This window comes from Luteimonas aquatica (assembly GCF_022662575.1).
In the GTDB taxonomy this organism is placed as follows: Bacteria; Pseudomonadota; Gammaproteobacteria; order Xanthomonadales; family Xanthomonadaceae; genus Luteimonas; species Luteimonas aquatica.
In genome coordinates this window covers 683,944-702,256 of record NZ_JALBFU010000001.1, presented here as the reverse complement: position 1 = coordinate 702,256, position 18,313 = coordinate 683,944, and the positions used below count along the sequence as shown (strand labels likewise).

Here is an 18,313-nt window from a genome sequence, read left to right as displayed (position 1 = left end):
CCCAATGTAAGGGCGAACGGCGGCAGTTTCGCGGTCCGAGGCCGCCGCCACGGGCGCCAGGACGCGGCCGGAGCATCCATCGAATCAGCGGAGAACGCATGGCCAGTGTCCAGCTCGAGCAAGTGCGCAAGGTCTATCCCAACGGCTTCGTCGGCGTGGCCGGCGCCACCTTCGAGATCGGCGACGGCGAGCTGCTGGTGCTGGTGGGCCCTTCGGGCTGCGGCAAGTCGACCCTGCTGCGGATGATCGCCGGGCTGGAGACGATCAGCGCCGGCACGCTGCGCATCGGCGGGCGCGTGGTCAACGAGGTCGCGCCGAAGGACCGCGACATCGCCATGGTGTTCCAGAGCTACGCCCTGTACCCGCACATGTCGGTGGCCGAGAACCTGGCCTTCGGGCTGAAGCTGCGCAGCCACGACAAGGCGGCGATCGCCGCGCGGGTGGCCGAGGCGGCCAAAACGCTCGAACTGGACGCGCTGCTGGACCGCAAGCCGGCCGCGCTGTCCGGCGGCCAGCGCCAGCGCGTGGCGCTCGGGCGCGCCCTGGTGCGCCAGCCGCAGGTGTTCCTGCTGGACGAGCCGCTGTCCAATCTCGACGCCAAGCTGCGCGCCAGCACCCGCGTGGAGATCTCGCGCCTGCATCGCAAGCTCGGCACGACCATGGTGTACGTCACCCACGACCAGGTGGAGGCGATGACCCTGGGGCAGCGCATCGTGGTGCTGGACAAGGGCGAGATCCAGCAGATCGACACGCCGATGGCGCTGTACGAGCAGCCCGCCAACCTGTTCGTGGCGACGTTCCTCGGCAGCCCCAAGATGAACCTGCTGTTCGGTCCCCTGCGAGAAGACGGCGACGGCGGGCTGCGCCTGCGCATCGCCGAGGGCGTCGAACTGCCGCTGCGGCCGGACGCGGCGATGCGCGCGGCGCTGCAGCCGTACGTGGGCAGGGAGCTGACCGTCGGGCTGCGCCCGGAGGACATGCACCTCAGCCACGAGGGCGACGTCGGCCGGCTGCCGGCGAAAGTGGAAACCGTGGAGCCGGTGGGCAGCGAGGCCTACATCAACCTCGGCTGCGGCGGCTGCGACCTGGTCGTGCGCCTGCCGCCCTACAACCTGCCCCAGGTCGGGCAGACCGTGCACCTGGGCTACGAGGCCGAGCGCATGCACTTCTTCGACAGCGCCAGCGGCAAGCGTCTGCTGCCCTGACGGCGGACTCCGGCCGGCGCGGCCCCCCGCCCGCGAGGCGGGAGAGGGGCGCGACGTCGCTTACCAGCGGTAGGCCGCCGACATCTGATACGAGCGCCCGGCGATCGGCCGGCCGAGGAACACGCCGCCGGTGCCGCCGCCTTCCACGCGCACGTTGCCCTCGGTCAGGCCGAGCTCGTCGGTGACGTTGCTGCCGCTGGCGGTGAATTCCCAGTGGTCGCCGTAATGCAGGCTGGCGCCCAGGTCCACCGTCTCGTAGGAGGGCAGCAGCTGCGCATTGGCCAGGTCGGCGTAGCGGTCGCCGATGCGCGAGTAGGTGGCGAACACCTTCAGGTCGCCGAACGGCAGCGACCAGTAGTAGCTCGGCGTGAAACGGAACTGCTGGCGCGGCTGGCGCATCACGCGGTTGCCGGTGAAGTCCTCGTAGTTGCGGTATTTCGCGTCCAGCCAGACGCCGGTGAGCGCCAGTTCCAGGCCGCCGACCGGGCGGATCGCGCCCTCGACCTCCACGCCGTAGGCGCGCGAATCGCCCATGCGCAGCACGTTGCTGCCGCCGACGAAGGCCTGGAACGGCGAGTTCTTGAACTTGTTGTAGAACGCGGTCAGGTACAGGTCGTAGAGCGGGGAACCGGATTTCAGCCCCAGCTCGTACTGGTCGACCTCCTGGGTCTTGGTCTGGCCGTCGCGCAGGTTGTCGAAGCCGGGGAACTTGAAGCCGGAGTTCACGCGCGCGAACAGGCTGTTGTTGTCGTCGAGCTTGAAGTTCAGGCCCGCCGTCCAGGAGACGTGGTCGTCGTCCTGATCGATGCGGTTGAAGTCGGCGACGGAGACCGAGACGTTGTTGTCGTAGAGCGTGCTCGGATCGCCGTCCAGGTCCCGCGATTCGGTCTTGTGCACGATGCCGTCGACCTCCTGCCGCTCGTAGCGCAGGCCCAGATCCAGGCGCAGCCGGTCGCTGAGCTGCCACTCGTCGGCGACGAAGAACGCGGTGTTCTCGCCGTCGTAGTTGGCGCGCAGCGCGAAGAACGGGCCGCCGACGAAGCCGTCTTTGCTCACGCGGCGGCCGTCGTCGAGCACCACGTCGATGCGGCGGGCATGGTTCTGCGCGGTGAGCAGCATGTCGTTGCCCAGGTACCAGGTGTCCTTGGAGGAGTACTTGGCGTAGTACACGCCGAAGGTGAGCGTGTTGCCCTCGAACAGGCCGCGGCTGAAGCGCAGGTCGTTGGTGAAGGAGTTCAGCTTCTTGTCCACCACCCACCAGCCGGCGGTGAGCACCTGCTGGTTCGGGTCGACCGCGCCGCCGCCGTTGGTGTAGGTCGCGGTGCCGGTGCTGCCGAAGGAGGCGATGTAGTCGGAGATCGACATCGGGCTCGGGCCGGTGAACAGGGCATTGGTCGGCGCGTCGCCGCCCATCAGGTTGAAGTGGTCGCTGATGGTCCAGTCGCCCACCGTCCAGTCCAGCGAGCCGCCGAAGACGTCGATGTTGATGCCGCGCCCGTCGGCCAGGTCGCGCTTGACGACCTCGCCGTCGGGCCCGACCGGCAGGCTGACGTGGCGGAAGTCCCGGCTCAGCAGCGTGCCCGACTGCGCGTCCAGCCCGGGGAAGCTGGACAGGCTCTTGCCGTTGTTGCGCGAGAGCAGCGGGATCGCGGTGTAGAAGGCGTTGTTGTCGTCGGTGTGGCGCGCGTAGAAGTTCAGCTCGCCGCCGTCCCAGCGCCGGCTCAGCGTGGCGCTGAACTGGCCGCCGTTGTCGGCCGGGAACTGCGGGTCGCGCACGCCGTCGGTGATGCGGTAGAAGCCGCCGAAGCTGGCGTACCAGCCTTCGCCGAGCTTGCCGCCGGTGAAGACGTCGAGCCGGCGCAGGTTGTCGCTGCCCAGGGTCACGCGCACGCTGCCCTCGGGGTCGTCCTGGCCGCGCTTCTGGATGAAGTTGACGGTGGCGCCGGGCTGGCCGTTGGAGAAGATCGGGCTGGAGCCGCCGCGCAGCACTTCCAGGCGCTCGACGGTGTCGTCGGTGCGGAACAGCGTGGAGTTCTCCAGGAACGACAGCGTCGGCGGCGGGAACAGCGGCGAGCCGTCCAGCTGCACCGTCACGAACGGCGCGTCGCCCTCGGAGGGCATGCCGCGCACGAAGATGTTGGCGCCGGTGCCGCCGCCGGTCGACTCGGCCCACACGCCGGGCACGATCTTGAGCAGGTCGGCGGTGCTCTGCGGCACCGCCTCGCGGATCTGTTCGGGGGTGGCGGTGGTGATGGAGAAGCTGGTGTCGCGCTTGCGCAGTCCCTTGAACTGCGCGGTGCCGCTGACCACGATGGTGTCGAGGGTGGTGGCCTGGTCCTGCGCCTGCGCCTGCGTGGCGGGCTGCTGCGCAGGCGGCGCGTCTGCCGGTTCGGGCGCCGATTGCGCGGCCGCCGCCGTCGGCAGCAGCGCGGCGGCGATGGCGACGGACAACGCGTAGCGAACGGTGTTGACGTGTCTCATGTTGCTCCCTCCACGGAGTTGACGATGTTGTGGTGATGGCTTCGCGGTCTTGTCCGCCGCGTCATGTCTTGGAAACGAAATCCTCCAGGCGCAGCGCGCCGATCGCCGGCAGCACGGCGTCCGCCTCGGCGAGGTCGGCCGGATCGCCGATGCCGATCGCGGCCATGCCGGCGGCCTTGATGGCATGGATGCCGGCGGCCGCGTCCTCGATGCCGATGCAGTCGCCGGGCGCGACGCCAAGCGCCGCCGCGGCCGCCAGGAACAGGCCGGGATCGGGTTTGGGGCGTGCCTTGGCCGGGTCGGCGACGGCGTCGAAATCGCCGGCGATGCCCAGGCGCTGGAGCAGGGCGGGAGCGTTGCGGCTGGCCGAGGCCAGGGCGGTGCGCAGTCCGGCTTCGCGCGCCGCATGCAGCAGGGCCGGCACGCCCGGGAACAGGTCGTCCCTGCCGAAGCCGGCGATCGCGTCGCGGTAGTAGCCGTTCTTGCGCTCGGCCAGCGCATGCTTCTCCGCGTCGCCGTAGCCGCGCGTGGCGCGCTCGAGGATGATCTCCAGCGAGGTGGCGCGGTCCACGCCCTTCAGCCGCAGGTTGACGCGCTCGTCGAACGGCACGCCGATCTCGTCGGCCAGGCGCTTCCAGGCGCGGTAGTGCAGGTGCGCGGTGTCGGTGAGCACGCCGTCGAGATCGAAGATCAGCGCGCGGCAGGGGCGCGGGAAGACGGGGCCGCTCATGCGCCGCCCGTTCCGGGGACGTGCAGCGCGGCGGAAACGTCGGTGTCGGGCCGCAGCACGAGCTCGCCGTCGCCGTGGCCGATGCGCAGCGCTTCGCCGCCGCTCAGCCGATAGCGCACGCCCTCGCGCGACACGTGCACGCGCAGGCGCCGTCCGCGCCAGTGCAGGCCGAAGCGGTAGCCCTGCCAGCCCTGCGGCAGCGTCGGGGCGAAGCGAAGCCCGCCCTCGACCACGCGCAGTCCGGCGAAGCCCCAGGCCACGCCGAGCCAGCTGCCGGCCATCGCCGCCATGTGCACGCCGTGGTCGGTGTTGCCGTGCAGGTCGTCGAGGTCCACGCGCAGCGCCTCGGTGAAGTAGTGCAGGGCCTTCTCGCGCAGCCCGAGTTCGCTGGCGACGATGCCGTGGATGGCCGGCGACAGGGTCGAGTCGTGCGTGGTGATCGCTTCGTAGTAGTCGAAGCTGCGGCGCTTGCGCGCGGCGTCGAAGCCGTCGCCGGCCAGGCATAGCGCCATCACCACGTCGGCCTGCTTGCAGACCTGGTGGCGGTAGAGGGTGAGGGGATGGAAGTCGAGCAGCAGCGGCCGGTCGTGGCTGTGGTCGGTGAGGTCCCAGCGCGGCTTGTGCAGGAAGGTGTCGTCCTGGGCGAAGATGCCGAGCCGCTCGTCGGCCGGCAGCTGCATCGCCTCGGCGGCGCGGCGCCAGAGTTCGATCTCGTCGCGCGTCAGCGACAGCCGTTCGGCCAGCTCGCGCAGCGCCTCGGGGTGCGCGGCGGACAGCGCCTCCCACACCGCCACCGCGCGCAGCAGGTGCCGCTGCGCCATACGATTGGTGTAGAAGTTGTTGTCGACCAGGGCGGTGTATTCGTCCGGCCCGGTGACGTCGTGGATGCCGAACGCGCCGCCGCGCAGCGGATCGAAATGCCCGGCCTGCGGCCAGATGCGCGCGGTCTCGAACAGCATCTCGGCGCCGCCCTCGAGGAGGAAGCCGGTATCGCCGGTGGCGTCCAGGTACAGGCCGATCGCGTAGGCGATGTCGGCGTTGATGTGGTAGGCGGCCGAACCGCTGGGATAGTGCGCGGAGCATTCGGCGCCGGCGATGGTGCGCCAGGGATAGAGCGCGCCGCGCGGGTGGTTCATCTCGCGGGCGTTGGCGCGCGCGGCGTCAAGCCTGCGGTAGCGGTAGCCGAGCATGGCGCGCGCGATCTCCGGCGCGGTGTACAGCATCACCGGCAGCACGAACACCTCGGTGTCCCAGAAGCAGTGGCCCTCGTAGCCCTCGCCGGTCAGCCCCTTGGCGGCGGTGCCGTTGCGCGCGTCGCGGCCGGCCGACTGCAGCAGGTGGAACAGGTTGAAGCGCAGCGACAGTTCGGTGCGCGGATCGGCGGCCACCTCGATGTCGGCGTCGCGCCAGAACGCCGACAACCGCGCCGACTGCGCCGCGGAGAGCGCGGCGTAGCCGTCCTCGGCGGCGCGCAGCGCCAGGGCGATGGCCTCGGCGGCCGGCGCCATGGCATCGCCTGCGCCTTCCTCGCCGTGGGCGTAGGCGACGAACTTCTCCAGCGTCACTCCCTGGCCGGGACGCAGCTCGGCGCGGAAGCGCTGCACGACGCGGTGCTCCTCGGCCTCGGCCTCGAGGAAGCGCAGGCCGTCGTCGCCTGCGCGATGCGCCTGCGCGCAGCACAGCGAGATGCAGCTGCGACGGGTGCGCTGCGCCAGGCTGGCGACGCGGGCGTCGGCGGCCACCGCCAGCGTGTCGAGACGGTGGCTGCCGACCACGCCGATGCGCGGATCGTCGCCCTGGCGCGCCGGGCGCTGGCCGGTGCGGATGGTGGAGGCGAGCGTGAGCGTGCCGGTGTAGTCGATCGAACTGACGCGGTAGCGGATGCCGAGCACGTCGGCGTCGAGCGCGACCAGGCGTTCGCTGTCGATCTGCAGCGTCGCACCCTGCGGCGTGCGCAGGCGCGTGCGGCGGCGCAGGCGGCCCTCGCGCAGGTCGAGCGTGCGCTCGAACTCGAGCCATTCGCATGCGGCCGTGTCCAGGGGCTCGCCGTCGAGCAGCAGGGCGATGTGCTTGCCGTCGGCGACGGGGACGCGGGTGTCGGTGTTGCGGGCGAAGCCGGGCAGGCGCTCGTGGAACTCGATGGGATGGCGCTCGTAGACGCCGGCCAGGAAGCAGCCGTCGCTGGGGCTGACCGACTCCTCGAAATTGCCGCGCACGCCGAGCGAGCCGTTGGCCAGGGCGAAGAGCGATTCGTCGCGGGCGCGCCCGCCGGGGTCGAAACGGGTCTGGCGCAGGGACCAGGCGGCCTCGGCCGCGAACCGGTCCTGGTCCTCCTGGCGCTGCCGGCCGTGCGCCGGGTCTGCTGGTCTTGCGTTCACCCAATCCCCGTCGTCATGGCGTTGGCTTGCTGCGGTCGGCGAAGCGCCGACCGCCTGGCGCGCACGCTAGAGGGGCATTGTTATCGATGTCAAGGTACCGCGGCCGAACGGGCGGAGCCGTGCAAGGCCCGGCTCAGGTGGCGCGGACCACTAGGTTGGTCGGCAGGGTCTCGGACGCGACTTCGCGGCCCTCGACCAGGGCCAGCGCCTTGCGCGCCAGCAGCACGCCGCCCTCGTGCAGGTTCTGGTGCACCGAGGACAGGGCCGGGACGTAGGTCGCGGCCAGCGGAGTGTCGTCGTAGCCGATCACCGAGACGTCCTCGGGGACGCGGCGGCCGCGCTCGGTCAGGGCACGCACGGCGCCGATGGCCAGCAGGTCGCTGGCCGCGAACAGGGCGTCGGCCTGCGGATGGCGCTCGAGCAGGGCATGGCTGGCCTTGGCGCCGGCGGCGACGGTGAACGCCGCCGGCTTGGCGTGCGCCGCCTTGAGTCCGTGGGCGGACAGCACCGCCTCGAAGCCGGCCAGGCGTGCGGCCACCTCGGCGTGGGCGGTATCGCCCAGGAAGCCGATGCGATGCCGTCCCAGCGCCAGGAAGCGCTCGGCCGCCAGCGCGCCGCCGCGGCGGTTGTCGCTGCCGACGGTGACCTGGGCGGCGCCCGGCAGCGGCGCGCCCCATACCACCATCGGCAGGCGCCAGCGCGCCACCGCCGCCACGGCGTCCTCGTGCGCGCCCTGGCCGAGCAGGATCACCGCGTCGGCGCCGCGCACGGCAGCGACATCGCCGCCGGCGCGGGTGGACAGCAGCACGCAGTAGCCGGCCGAGGCGAGTTCCTGCGAGATGCCGCCCAGCAGGTCCAGCGGGTAGGGGTCGGACATGCGCCGGTCGGGCGAGGGTTTCATCTCGACGATGACCGCTACCGTGCGGTTGCTGCGCAGGCGCAGGTTGCGGGCGCTGACGTTGAAGGTATAGCCCTGCGCCTCGGCGATGGCCTTGATGCGGGTCGCGGTCTCCGGGTTCACCAGCGGGCTGCCGGCCAGGGCGCGGGACACGGTGATCGCCGAGACGCCGGCCAGGCGCGCGAGGTCGGCCATGGTCGGGCCGGCGGCGGGCTGGGCATGTCGCGGGGATTTGCGCGTCGGTGTCATCGATACCAGCCTTGGAGATCCGTCTGTCCTCTCCGCTGCGGCGCGGAGCCCGTGCGCCGATGCTACCCAAACGGATGCCGGCCAGGGATGAATCGGGCACTGCGTCACATCGCGGCGGCGGATCGGCGCATACGCGCAAATGCGCGGCGAAAGCGTATATTCGCCCGGTGGTTCGGGTGCGTCGTCAAGAAACGGCCGCGATTGTCGTCACGCTGGAGCTGGATGAACGTCAAGGCGAATCCGCAACACATTGCCCACGGCGTCGATCTGGCCGCTGCGCCGGATTTCGCCCGGATCGTCGAGGAGTCGGCGGTCGGCACCATCGTGGTCGATCTCGACGGACGCGGCCTGTACGCCAACGCTGCATTCCGCGAACTGTTCGGCTATAGCGCCGAGGAGTGCATCGGCCTCGGCCTGCACGATGTCGTCCATCCCGACCAGGCCATCGACCTCGATGCCGTGCTGGCGCGGCTGCGCGCCGGCGGCGAGGATCGCTATCGGGTCGCGCGCAAGTACATCCGCAAGGACGGCAGCGCGCTGTGGGGCTACGGCAGCGTCGCGGTACTGCGCGAGCGCAGGAGCGGACATCCCGAGTGCTACGTCGTGCAGGTGGTGGACATCGGCGCCAAGCAGGAGGCCGAGGCGGCGCTGGCGGCGAAGGAGCAGTACCTGAGCCTGGCGGTGGAGGCGGGGGAGCTCAATGCCTGGGACTGGAATCCGCTCAGCAACCAGGTCTGGAACTATCCAGAGCGGCGCACGCTGCTCGGCTACGACGCCTGCGACGTGGGCGAGGGCCTGCAGGACTGGACGCAACTGCTGCATCCCGACGATCGCGCGGAGGCCGACGAGATCGCGCGGCGGATCCGCTGCGGCGAGATCGCCGACTACGAGCACACCGCCCGCTGGCAGCACAAGGACGGCGACTGGCGCTGGCTGCATACGCGCGGCAAGGTCATCCGGCGCGCGGCCGACGGCACGCCGATGCACGTGGCCGGCATCACCGCCGACGTCACCGCGCTGAAGCAGGCGCAGATCGACCTGTCGTCGGCCAACCAGCGCCTGAAGCTGGCCGCCGACGCCGGGCGGATCGGCATCTTCGACGTGCAGCTGCCCAGCGCCGGCGCGCCGGGCTACACGCTGGCCTCGCCGAAGGTCTTCGAGATCTTCGCGCTGGCGCCGCTGGAGGCGCGGGAAGCCGGCGTTCCGGGGATCGGCGAGGACTGGGGCCTGTTCCAGTATTCCGACGCGCGCTGGCTGGCGGCCGTGCACCCGGAGGACTACGCGCGCATGCACGCGAGCTGGCGCGCCTCGGTCACCACCGGCTGTCCGCGCAACATCGAGTACCGCATCCGCCAGCCGGATGGCGAGGTGCGCCACGTCCACGAGCTGGCGACCGTCCATCTCGACGCCGAGGGCCGGCCGTCGCGCTATGTCGGCGTGCTGATCGACGTGAGCGGGGAGAAGCGGACCGAGGCGGAACTGGCGGCCGCCTCCGAGCGGCTGACGCTGGCCACCGAGGCGGCGCGGATCGGCACCTACGACATGGTGCTGCCGGGCGGCCGCACCCTGGCCACGCGCAAGGTCTTCGAGATCTTCGGGCGGGAAGCGGAGCTGGCGGCCGTCCAGGCCGGCGGCGCCGACAACGACTGGGCGCTGTTCCAGGACAGCGTGGGACTGTGGCAGTCCACCATCCATCCGGACGATCGCGCGCGCATGGACGAGGTCTGGTCGCGCGCGGCGACGCAGGGATGTCCCGCCGACGCGGTCTACCGCATCCGCCGCGCCGACGGCCAAATCCGCCACGTGCACAGCCTGGCGCAGGTCTTCCGCAACGAGGCGGGAGAGCCGGCGCGCTGCATCGGCGTCATCGTCGACGTCACCGACCAGAAGCACAACGAAACCGGGCTCGCGCTCGCCAACGAGCGCCTGCAGCTGGCGGTCGCCGCCGGCGGCATCGGCATCTTCGAGCAGGATTTCGCGACCGGCGCATGCGCCTGGAATGAGCGCATCTACGAGATCTACGGCCGCGACCCGGGCGAGTACGACGGCACGCTGGAGGCCTGGATCGGCTACATCCACGCCGACGACCGCGAGCGCGTGGCGGCCTCGATCCGGGCCGCGATCGAGCGCACCTCGACCTTCAGCGAGGACTACCGCATCGTCGAGGGGCGCCACGGCGCCGTCCGCCACGTGCGTTCGCTGGCGCGGGTGATACGCGACGAGGCGGGCGCGCCGGTCCGGGCGATCGGGCTGCAGTGGGACATCAGCGACCAGAAGCACCTGGAAGGCGCGCTCTACGAGGAAAAGGAGCGCCTGCGCATCACGCTGGACTCGATCGGCGACGCGGTGGTCTGCACCGATCCGCAGGGCGCGATCACCTTCATGAACCCGATCGCGGAGGCGCTGACGGGCTGGGGCTTCGCCGACGCCATCGGCCGCCCGGTGCGCGAGGTGTTCATCACCATCGACGACAGCCAGGGCTGCGCGCTTCCCGACCCGGTGGGCGAATGCCTGCGGCTGATGCAGCCGCGCTACCAGCAGGGCGACGCGGTGCTGCTCGCGCGCGACGGCAACTGCATCGACGTGCAGTCCTCGGCGGCGCCGGTGAAGACCACGACCGGCGAGACCATCGGCGCCGTGCTGATCTTCAAGGACGCCAGCCAGGCGCGCGCGCTTCGCCGCACGCTGGAGCACCATGCCAACCACGACAGCCTGACCGCTCTGCCCAACCGCCGCGCCTTCGAGCAGGAGCTGCGCGAGGCCATCGCCGAGGCCGACGAGCAGGGACGCCGGCATGCGGTCTGCTTCCTGGACCTGGACCGCTTCAAGATCGTCAACGACAGCGCCGGCCATACCGCCGGCGATGCGCTGCTGCGCGAGGTCGGCGACCTGCTGCGCTACCGTACCCGCAGCCAGGACATGGTGGCGCGGCTGGGCGGCGACGAGTTCGCGCTGCTGCTGCGCGACTGCAACCTCGCCGAGAGCGAGGCCATCGCCAGGCAGCTGACCGAGGCCATCTCCACCTTGCGCTTCCGCTGGGACGGCCGGCGCTACGAGGTGGGCGCCAGCATCGGCCTGACGGCGGTCTACGGCGACATCCTCGCGCCCGACGACCTGCTCAGCCAGGCCGATGCCGCCTGCTACGTCGCCAAGGCCCGCGGCCGCAGCCACGTGGTCGTCTACGAGGAGGAGCCGCACGGGCCCGCGCAGCGCTACCGCCGCGACATCAAGGTGGCGGCCAACATCCGCGACGCCATCGATACCGGGCGCTTCTGCCTGTACGCGCAGGAGATCCGCAGCCTGCAGGCCGACCGGCCGATGGCGCGCTCCTACGAGATCCTACTGCGCATGCGCGACGAGAAGGGCCGTATCGTGCCGCCGGGCGAGTTCATTCCCGCCGCCGAACGCTTCGGCCTGATGGACCGGCTCGACCGCTGGGTGGTGCGCAACGCCCTGCACGGCGAGGGCGCGCGCCTGCGCGCGGCCGACGACATCACCATCGCCATCAACCTCTCGGCGAACTCGCTCGACGACCCGACCCTGTGGGATTTCCTCAAGGCCGAGCTCGACGCCTCGCAGCTGCCGCCGCAGCGCCTGCACCTGGAGATCACCGAGACCGCGCTGATCGAGAACTTCTCCTCGGCGGTGGCCTTCATCGAACGCGCGCGCGCGGCCGGCTGCGGCATCACCCTGGACGACTTCGGCACCGGGCTGAGCTCGTTCGCCTACCTGCGCCAGTTTCCGGTGGACACGATCAAGATTGACGGCAGCTTCGTGCGCCAGCTCGTCGGCAATCCGGTGGACCGCGCCATCGTCGAATCGATCAACAGCATCGCCCGGCGCCTGGGCGCGCGCACGGTGGCCGAGCAGGTCGAGGACGAGGCGACGCTGCAGCTGGTCCGCGAGATCGGCATCGACCAGGCCCAGGGCTACGTCATCGGGCGGCCGCTGCCGCTGCTGGCGGTACTCTGAGCACGCCGCCGCCGCGGGATCGCGGCATGCGCCCGTCTCCGGAGGCCGGCCGCGCCGCCCGAACGGAGCGGCGGTAAGGCGGGCTAAACGCCGTTTTCGGCAGTCGCGCCGATCCGCGCGCGCGGCCTCGCCCGCACGCACGATGGCCGGGCGCGGTCGCCGGAAAGAGTTCAGAGCCGAAAACAAGAAGCGCTAGCGCGTCACGGAAAATCTCGACGCCCGTCGAGAGGCGCGCGGACATCGGCAATGCCGGTCTCCGGAGGGTGGGATAGCGATTCTTAGCCGTACCTACCGTACGTCGGCTGGCGGCGTCGGCACCTCGACAGGCAGCCGATTGGTCCTATCATTTTTGCCGAGGGGCGAACTCGGCGACAAGCCGCGCCCCGGGGGCTTCGGGGGCAATGACCAGACGGAAGGAGGCGGCGATCTCTGCAGAGGTCCGGTCGTCCCGGAGGTTGTGTGCGAGACGGAAATTCGACATCCATCATCGTTATCTTGGGGGATCTATGAACAGCAAAATGTTGCGAGCCATGGGGAGCATCGCACTGTCGATGCTGCTGCTTCTGGGAAGTACCGGCGCCTTCGCGCAGGCGACGCGGACCTGGGTATCGGGCGTAGGGGACGACGTCAATCCCTGCAGCCGTACCGCGCCTTGCAAGACCTTCGCCGGCGCGATCTCCAAGACCGCGGCCAAGGGCGTGATCAGCGTGCTCGACCCGGGCGGCTTCGGCACGGTCACCATCACCAAGGCCATCACCATCGACGGCGGCGGCATCCACGGCAGCATCCTCGCCTCCGCGACCACGGGCGTGGTGGTCAATGCCGGCGTGAACGACGTGGTCAAGCTGACCAACATCAGCATCGACGGCTCGGGCACCGGGCTCAACGGCGTGCGTTTCCTCGCCGGCGCGGCGTTGATCATCGACAACGTGAAGATCCACGACTTCAGCGGCGCCGGCGGCAACGGCGTGCTGTTCATTCCCGGCGGCACGAGCCGGCTGGTGGTCGTCGACAGCCTGATCACCAACAACATCAACGGCGGCGGAATCCTGGTGCAGCCGGGCGCTTCCGGCGCGGCGCGGGTGTCGCTGAGCAACGTGACCCTGAGCAACAACAAGTTCGGCCTGCGCGCCGACGACAGGAGCGACGTGTCCGTGCGCGACAGCCTGGTCACGAACAACGCCGGCGTCGGCCTGCTGGCGCTGAGCGGTTCCCAGGCATCGGAGATGAGCATCGACAGCTCGCAGATCACCCTCAACGGCATCGGCAACGCCAGCGCCGCGGGCGTGAAGTCCGAAGGCGGGCTGGCCAGCGTGGTGATCTCGCAGAACCTGATCACCGGCAACCAGAACGGCCTGCTCTCGGCCAGCGGCGGCGACCTGCTGTCCTTCGGCAGCAACCGCGTCACCGGCAACACGGTCGACGGCAATCCGACCGGCACCCTGACCACGCGTTGAGCGGGCGGCCGGCGGGACATCCGGACGATCCGCCGACCCCGGTCCGCCAGGGACCGGGGCTCGGTCCGGCCGGCGCCGCGACGGCGGCGGCCGGGCCAGGGCGGGCGCGGCATTGCCGGGGCATGCGGCGGATTTGAGGCGGGGTCCACGGATTCCCCGGAACGCCGGCATGGCCGGTATACTCGTCCGCGATTACGGCTCTTTTGCCCCATATCGCCAGCCAAATCAATAAGTTGGCTGCATCCATAAAACCAAGAATTCAATTGTGCGGCGCAATCCCTTGGGGCGCTGCAGAGGCTATCCGTCCGTCGCATGCGCCTGTCCACCATCAAGCTGTCCGGCTTCAAATCCTTCGTCGATCCCACCACGCTGCACCTGCCGGCCAACATGACCGGCATCGTGGGGCCGAACGGCTGCGGCAAGTCCAACATCATCGATGCCGTGCGCTGGGTGATGGGCGAGAGCTCGGCCAGCCGCCTGCGCGGCGATTCGCTCACCGACGTGATCTTCTCCGGCTCCTCGGCGCGCAAGCCGGTGTCGCAGGCGACCGTCGAGCTGATCTTCGACAACTCCGACCACACGATCGCCGGCGAGTACGCCGCCTTCAACGAGATCTCGGTCAAGCGCCAGGTCAGCCGCGACGGGCAGAGCAACTACTACCTCAACGGCGCCAAGTGCCGCCGCCGCGACATCACCGACCTGTTCCTGGGCACCGGCCTGGGCCCGCGCAGCTACTCGATCATCGAGCAGGGCATGATCAGCCAGATCATCGAAGCCCGGCCCGAGGACCTGCGCGTGTACCTGGAGGAGGCCGCCGGCATCTCCAAGTACAAGGAGCGCCGCAAGGAGACCGAGACCCGCATCCGCCACACCCGCGAGAACCTCGACCGCCTCAACGACCTGCGCGAGGAGGTCGGCAAGCAGCTCGAGCACCTCAAGCGCCAGGCGCGCCAGGCCGAGCAGTACACGGCGATCCAGGCCGAGCGCAAGATCAAGGACGCGGAGTGGAAGGCCCTGGAATTCCGCGGCCTCGACGCCCAGCTGCAGGGACTGCGCGAGGGCCTGTCGCAGGAAGAGACGCGCCTGCAGCAGCTGATCGCCGAGCAGCGCGAGGCCGAGCGCGAGATCGAGACCGGCCGCGTCCGCCGCGAGGAAGCGGTGGAGGCCTTGAACAAGGCGCAGGCCGAGAGCTACGAGGTCGGCGGCACCCTGGCGCGCGTGGAGCAGCAGATCGCCCACCAGCGCGAGATGACCGAGCGCCTGCAGCGCGCCCGCGACGAGGCCGAGGCGGCGCTGGCCGAACTGGGCGAGCACATCCTGGGCGACGACACGCGCTTGCAGAGCCTGCATGCGGCCATCGCCGAGGCCGAGCCGCAACTGGCGGAGCTGCAGGCCAACGACGAGGTGCACCAGGACGCGCTGCGCGACGCCGAGGCGGCGCTGGCCGACTGGCAGCAGCGTTGGGACGGACACGCGCGCGAGGCGGCCGAGGCCGCTCGCGCGGGCGACGTCGAGCGCACCCGCGTCGGCTATCTCGACCGCCAGGCCTTCGAGGCCGACCGCCGCCGCGAGCAGCTGGCCGGCGAGCGCGCCGCCTATGACCTGGACACGCTGGCGCAGGCCTTCGAGACCCTGCAGTCGCAGCACGACGAGCAGAAGGGATCGCTCGACACCCTCGCCGAGGACCTGGAAGCGCGCAAGCACGCCGTGGTCGAGCTGCAGGACCAGCAGCGCGCGGCGCAGGACGAGCTGGCGAGTGTGCGCCGGCAGGCGCAGGAGAAGCGCGGCCGGCTGGCCTCGCTGGAGACCCTGCAGCATGCGGCCCTGGGCCAGGAGCAGGGCGCGGCGGTGGAATGGCTGCGCCAGCGCGGACTGGACGATGCCGCCCGCGTCGGCGAACGCCTGCAAGTCGAATCCGGCTGGGAGAACGCCGTCGAGGGCGCGCTCGGCCAGTTGATCGAGGGCGTGCTGGTGGACAGCCCGGAGACGTTGGTGGACGCGCTCGGCGACCTGGGCGAGGGACGCCTGGCCCTGGTCTCCCCGCAGGGCGGGGACGGCGATTTCGCGCCTACCTCGCTGGCGGCGAAGGTGCAGGGGCCGCTGGCGATCCGTCGCCTGCTGGCCAAGCTGCACGTCGCCGAGACCCTGGCCGAGGCCCGCGCGCTGCAGGCCGAGCTGGGCGACGGCGGGCACGCCGATCATTCGGTGATCACCCGCCACGGCGAACGCCTGGGCGCCGGCTGGGTGCGCGTACTGCGCTCTGGCGCGGCCAAGCAGGGCGCGCTGCTGCGCGAGCGCGAGATCCAGGCGCTGCGCACCGAGATCGAGACGCTGTCGCAGCGCGAACACGAGCTGGAGCGCGGCATCAGCGCCTGGCGAGACCGCCTGCTCGCCGCCGAGCAGCAGCGCGAGGACGCGCAGCGCGCCGTCTACCTCGGGCATCGCGGCGTGTCCGAACTCGCCGGGCAATTGCAGAGCCAGCAGGGGCGCCTGGATTCGGCGCGCGGCCGCATCGAGAAGATCGATGCCGAGACCGCGCAATTGCTGGAGACCCTGGACAGCAGCCGCGACCAGCTGCGCGAGGCCCGCGCGAAACTCGAGGACGCCGTCTCGCGCATGGGCGAGCTGGAAGGCACGCGCCAGGCGCTGGAAGGCGAGCGCAAGGTCCTGGCCGAGACCCGCGACGCGGCGCGCACCAAGGCGCGCGAATCGCGCGATACCGCGCACGCGCTGGCGTTGACGCTGGAATCCCAGCGCACCCAGGTGGCGGCGCTGATGCAGGCGCTGCAGCGCATGGGCGGCCAGCGCGGCCAGCTCGATTCGCGCCTGAGCGAGCTTTCGGCCCAGCTCTCCGAGGGCGACAGCCCGGTGGCGGCGCTCGAACAGCAGCGCCAGGCGGCGCTCGAACAGCGCGTGCTGGCGGAAAAGGCGCTGGGCACCGCCCGCGCCGCACTGGAGGGCGTCGACAACGAGCTGCGCAGCTTCGAGCAGATCCGCCACCAGCGCGACGAACAGGCGCTGGCGCAGCGCGAGGCGATCTCGCAGCGCAAGCTCGACCAGCAGGCGCTGGCGATCAAGGCCGAGCAGCTGACCGCGGCCGTGGTCGAGGCCGGCTTCGTGCTCGAGGACGTGATCGCCGGCCTGACGGCCGACGCCGACGTGGCGGTTTGGGAGAAGACCGTCACCGATTTCGACGCCAAGCTGCGGCGCCTGGAGCCGGTCAACCTGGCCGCGATCCAGGAACACGCCGAGGCCGCGCAGCGCAAGGACTACCTCGACGCCCAGGACGCCGACCTCACCACCGCCCTGGAGACGCTGGAGGACGCGATCCGCAAGATCGACCGCGAGACCCGCGGCCGCTTCAAGGACACCTTCGACCGCGTCAATTCCGGCGTGCAGGAGCTTTATCCGCGCCTGTTCGGCGGCGGGCACGCCTACCTGGAGCTGACCGGCGAGGACCTGCTCGACACCGGCGTGGCGATCATGGCGCGGCCGCCCGGCAAGCGCGTGTCCAACATCTCGCTGCTCTCCGGCGGCGAGAAGGCGATGACGGCCGTGGCGCTGGTGTTCGCGATCTTCCGCCTCAACCCGGCGCCGTTCTGCCTGCTGGACGAGGTCGACGCGCCGCTGGATGAGGCCAACGTGGGCCGCTTCACGGCCATGGTCTCGGAAATGAGCGAGCACGTGCAGTTCCTGTTCGTGAGCCACAACAAGGCCACGATGGAGGCCGCGCACCAGCTCAGCGGCGTGACCATGCGCGAGCCCGGCGTGAGCCGCCTGGTGTCCGTGGACCTGGCCGAGGCCGCGCGCCTGGCGGGAGCGGCTTGATGGCGGGGCGCTTTGCCTGCAGGGCCGGGAAGCTCCCGGCGCGATGCGGTATCGTTCGTGTTTGTCCCCCGTGTCCGGCTCCTAGCGCCGTAAGGAGATAAGCGATGTCCGACGCCTGGCTGCTTCGTCTCGGAATCCTCGTCGTCGGCATCGTGCTGATCGCCGCGATCTATTTCTTCGGCCGGCCGCGCAAGCCGGGGCAAGGGCGTCGCCTGAAGGCCGAGGAGCGCGACAGCGCGGCGCGCATGGAGCCCACCCTGGGCGCGCAGCTGGAGAACGAGCTGGAGCAGCAGGCGCCCGACTACAGCAGCGAGGCGGTCGTGCAGTCGGAGATGGAGCTGCTCGACCGCACCGTCGGCGGCGGCATCCGGGCGGCGGCGGCCAGCGAGCTGGGCAAGCGCGAGAGCGAGGATTTCGACAAGATCGTCACCCTCTACGTCGCCGCGCGCGCGGGGCAGCAGCTGCGCGGGCCGGACATCGTGGTGGCTGCCGAGAAGGCGGGGCTGACCTACGGCCACATGAACGTCTTCCATCGCCTGATCGACGGCCATCCCGAGCGCGGCCCGATCTTCAGCGTGGCCAACATCAAGAAGCCGGGCAGCTTCGAGATGAGCGAGATCCAGGCGCTGGAAACGCCGGCGATCGCCTTCTTCCTGACCCTGCCGGCGCCGATCCCGGCGCTCGACGCCTGGGAGAAGATGGAGCCGACGGCGCAGCGCATGGCCGAACTGCTGGACGGTGTGCTGCTCGACGAGCAGCGCAACGCGCTCGGTCGCCAGCGCATCGCGCACCTGCGCGAGGAACTGCGCACCTACGACCGCCAGCACGAGTCGCCGCCGATCACGCGCAGCCCGCGCTGGTAATCGCCAGGCCCGGCGCCGGCCGGCCGATCCCGCCTGCCGATCCTGCCGACGAGACGGCTGAAACCCCGCCGGAAAAATCCATTCCTGCAGGATCGTTATCCGATCCTGCAGTCCCCGCCGGCCCGCGATCCGGGCGGGCGCATCCCGCGGGTATAGTCGTCGCGACGGCGGCGTCGGCGTTTCGCCCGAGCGCTCGCCCCGGAGCATCCGCCAGTCACCGCCGGCCCGCCGAAACGCGGCCGCCGGTGCCAT

9 protein-coding genes are annotated in these 18,313 nt (G+C 70.8%); 5 read left to right on the top strand and 4 right to left on the bottom strand.

The annotated features are described in order from the left end of the window. Positions 1–98: 98 nt before the first annotated feature. Positions 99–1,205, top strand: coding sequence for an ABC transporter ATP-binding protein (locus MD221_RS03235; protein WP_242107782.1), 1,107 nt, complete (start codon positions 99–101; stop codon positions 1,203–1,205). Positions 1,206–1,265: 60 nt separating this feature from the next. Here MD221_RS03235 and MD221_RS03230 read toward each other — a convergent pair whose 3' ends face one another. From MD221_RS03230 to MD221_RS03215, 4 genes are all read right to left on the bottom strand, one after another. Then, entirely contained in the window at positions 1,266–3,686 is a 2,421-nt protein-coding gene (locus MD221_RS03230) for a TonB-dependent receptor (protein WP_242107781.1), read from the bottom strand. Positions 3,687–3,747: 61 nt separating this feature from the next. Then, the gene (gene pgmB, locus MD221_RS03225; RefSeq protein ID WP_242107780.1) at positions 3,748–4,416 is read right to left on the bottom strand and encodes a beta-phosphoglucomutase; all 669 of its coding nucleotides are present in this window, start codon (positions 4,414–4,416) and stop codon (positions 3,748–3,750) included. Further along, positions 4,413–6,794, bottom strand: a complete 2,382-nt coding sequence (locus MD221_RS03220; RefSeq protein WP_242107778.1) for a glycoside hydrolase family 65 protein — start codon at positions 6,792–6,794, stop codon at positions 4,413–4,415. Before MD221_RS03220 ends, pgmB begins: the two co-directional genes overlap by 4 nt. Before the next feature lie 133 nt (positions 6,795–6,927). Then, positions 6,928–7,887 (bottom strand): LacI family DNA-binding transcriptional regulator, encoded by a 960-nt coding sequence (locus MD221_RS03215; RefSeq protein ID WP_242107776.1) that lies wholly within the window; start codon positions 7,885–7,887, stop codon positions 6,928–6,930. Between the two features lie 276 nt (positions 7,888–8,163). Here MD221_RS03215 and MD221_RS03210 point away from each other — a divergent pair, with 276 nt between their 5' ends. The 4 genes from MD221_RS03210 to zipA all read left to right on the top strand — a co-directional run bounded on the left by MD221_RS03210 (position 8,164) and on the right by zipA (position 18,061). Further along, on the top strand, positions 8,164–11,913 hold the full coding sequence (locus MD221_RS03210; protein WP_242107774.1) for a PAS domain-containing protein: 3,750 nt from the start codon (positions 8,164–8,166) through the stop codon (positions 11,911–11,913). A 551-nt stretch (positions 11,914–12,464) separates the two neighbouring features. Further along, positions 12,465–13,370 (top strand): right-handed parallel beta-helix repeat-containing protein, encoded by a 906-nt coding sequence (locus MD221_RS03205; protein ID WP_242107772.1) that lies wholly within the window; start codon positions 12,465–12,467, stop codon positions 13,368–13,370. Between the two features lie 312 nt (positions 13,371–13,682). Further along, the gene (gene smc, locus MD221_RS03200; RefSeq protein ID WP_242107771.1) at positions 13,683–17,198 is read left to right on the top strand and encodes a chromosome segregation protein SMC; all 3,516 of its coding nucleotides are present in this window, start codon (positions 13,683–13,685) and stop codon (positions 17,196–17,198) included. A gap of 104 nt (positions 17,199–17,302) precedes the next feature. Further along, positions 17,303–18,061, top strand: a complete 759-nt coding sequence (gene zipA / locus MD221_RS03195) for a cell division protein ZipA (RefSeq protein ID WP_242107769.1) — start codon at positions 17,303–17,305, stop codon at positions 18,059–18,061. The last annotated feature ends 252 nt before the right edge of the window (positions 18,062–18,313 follow it).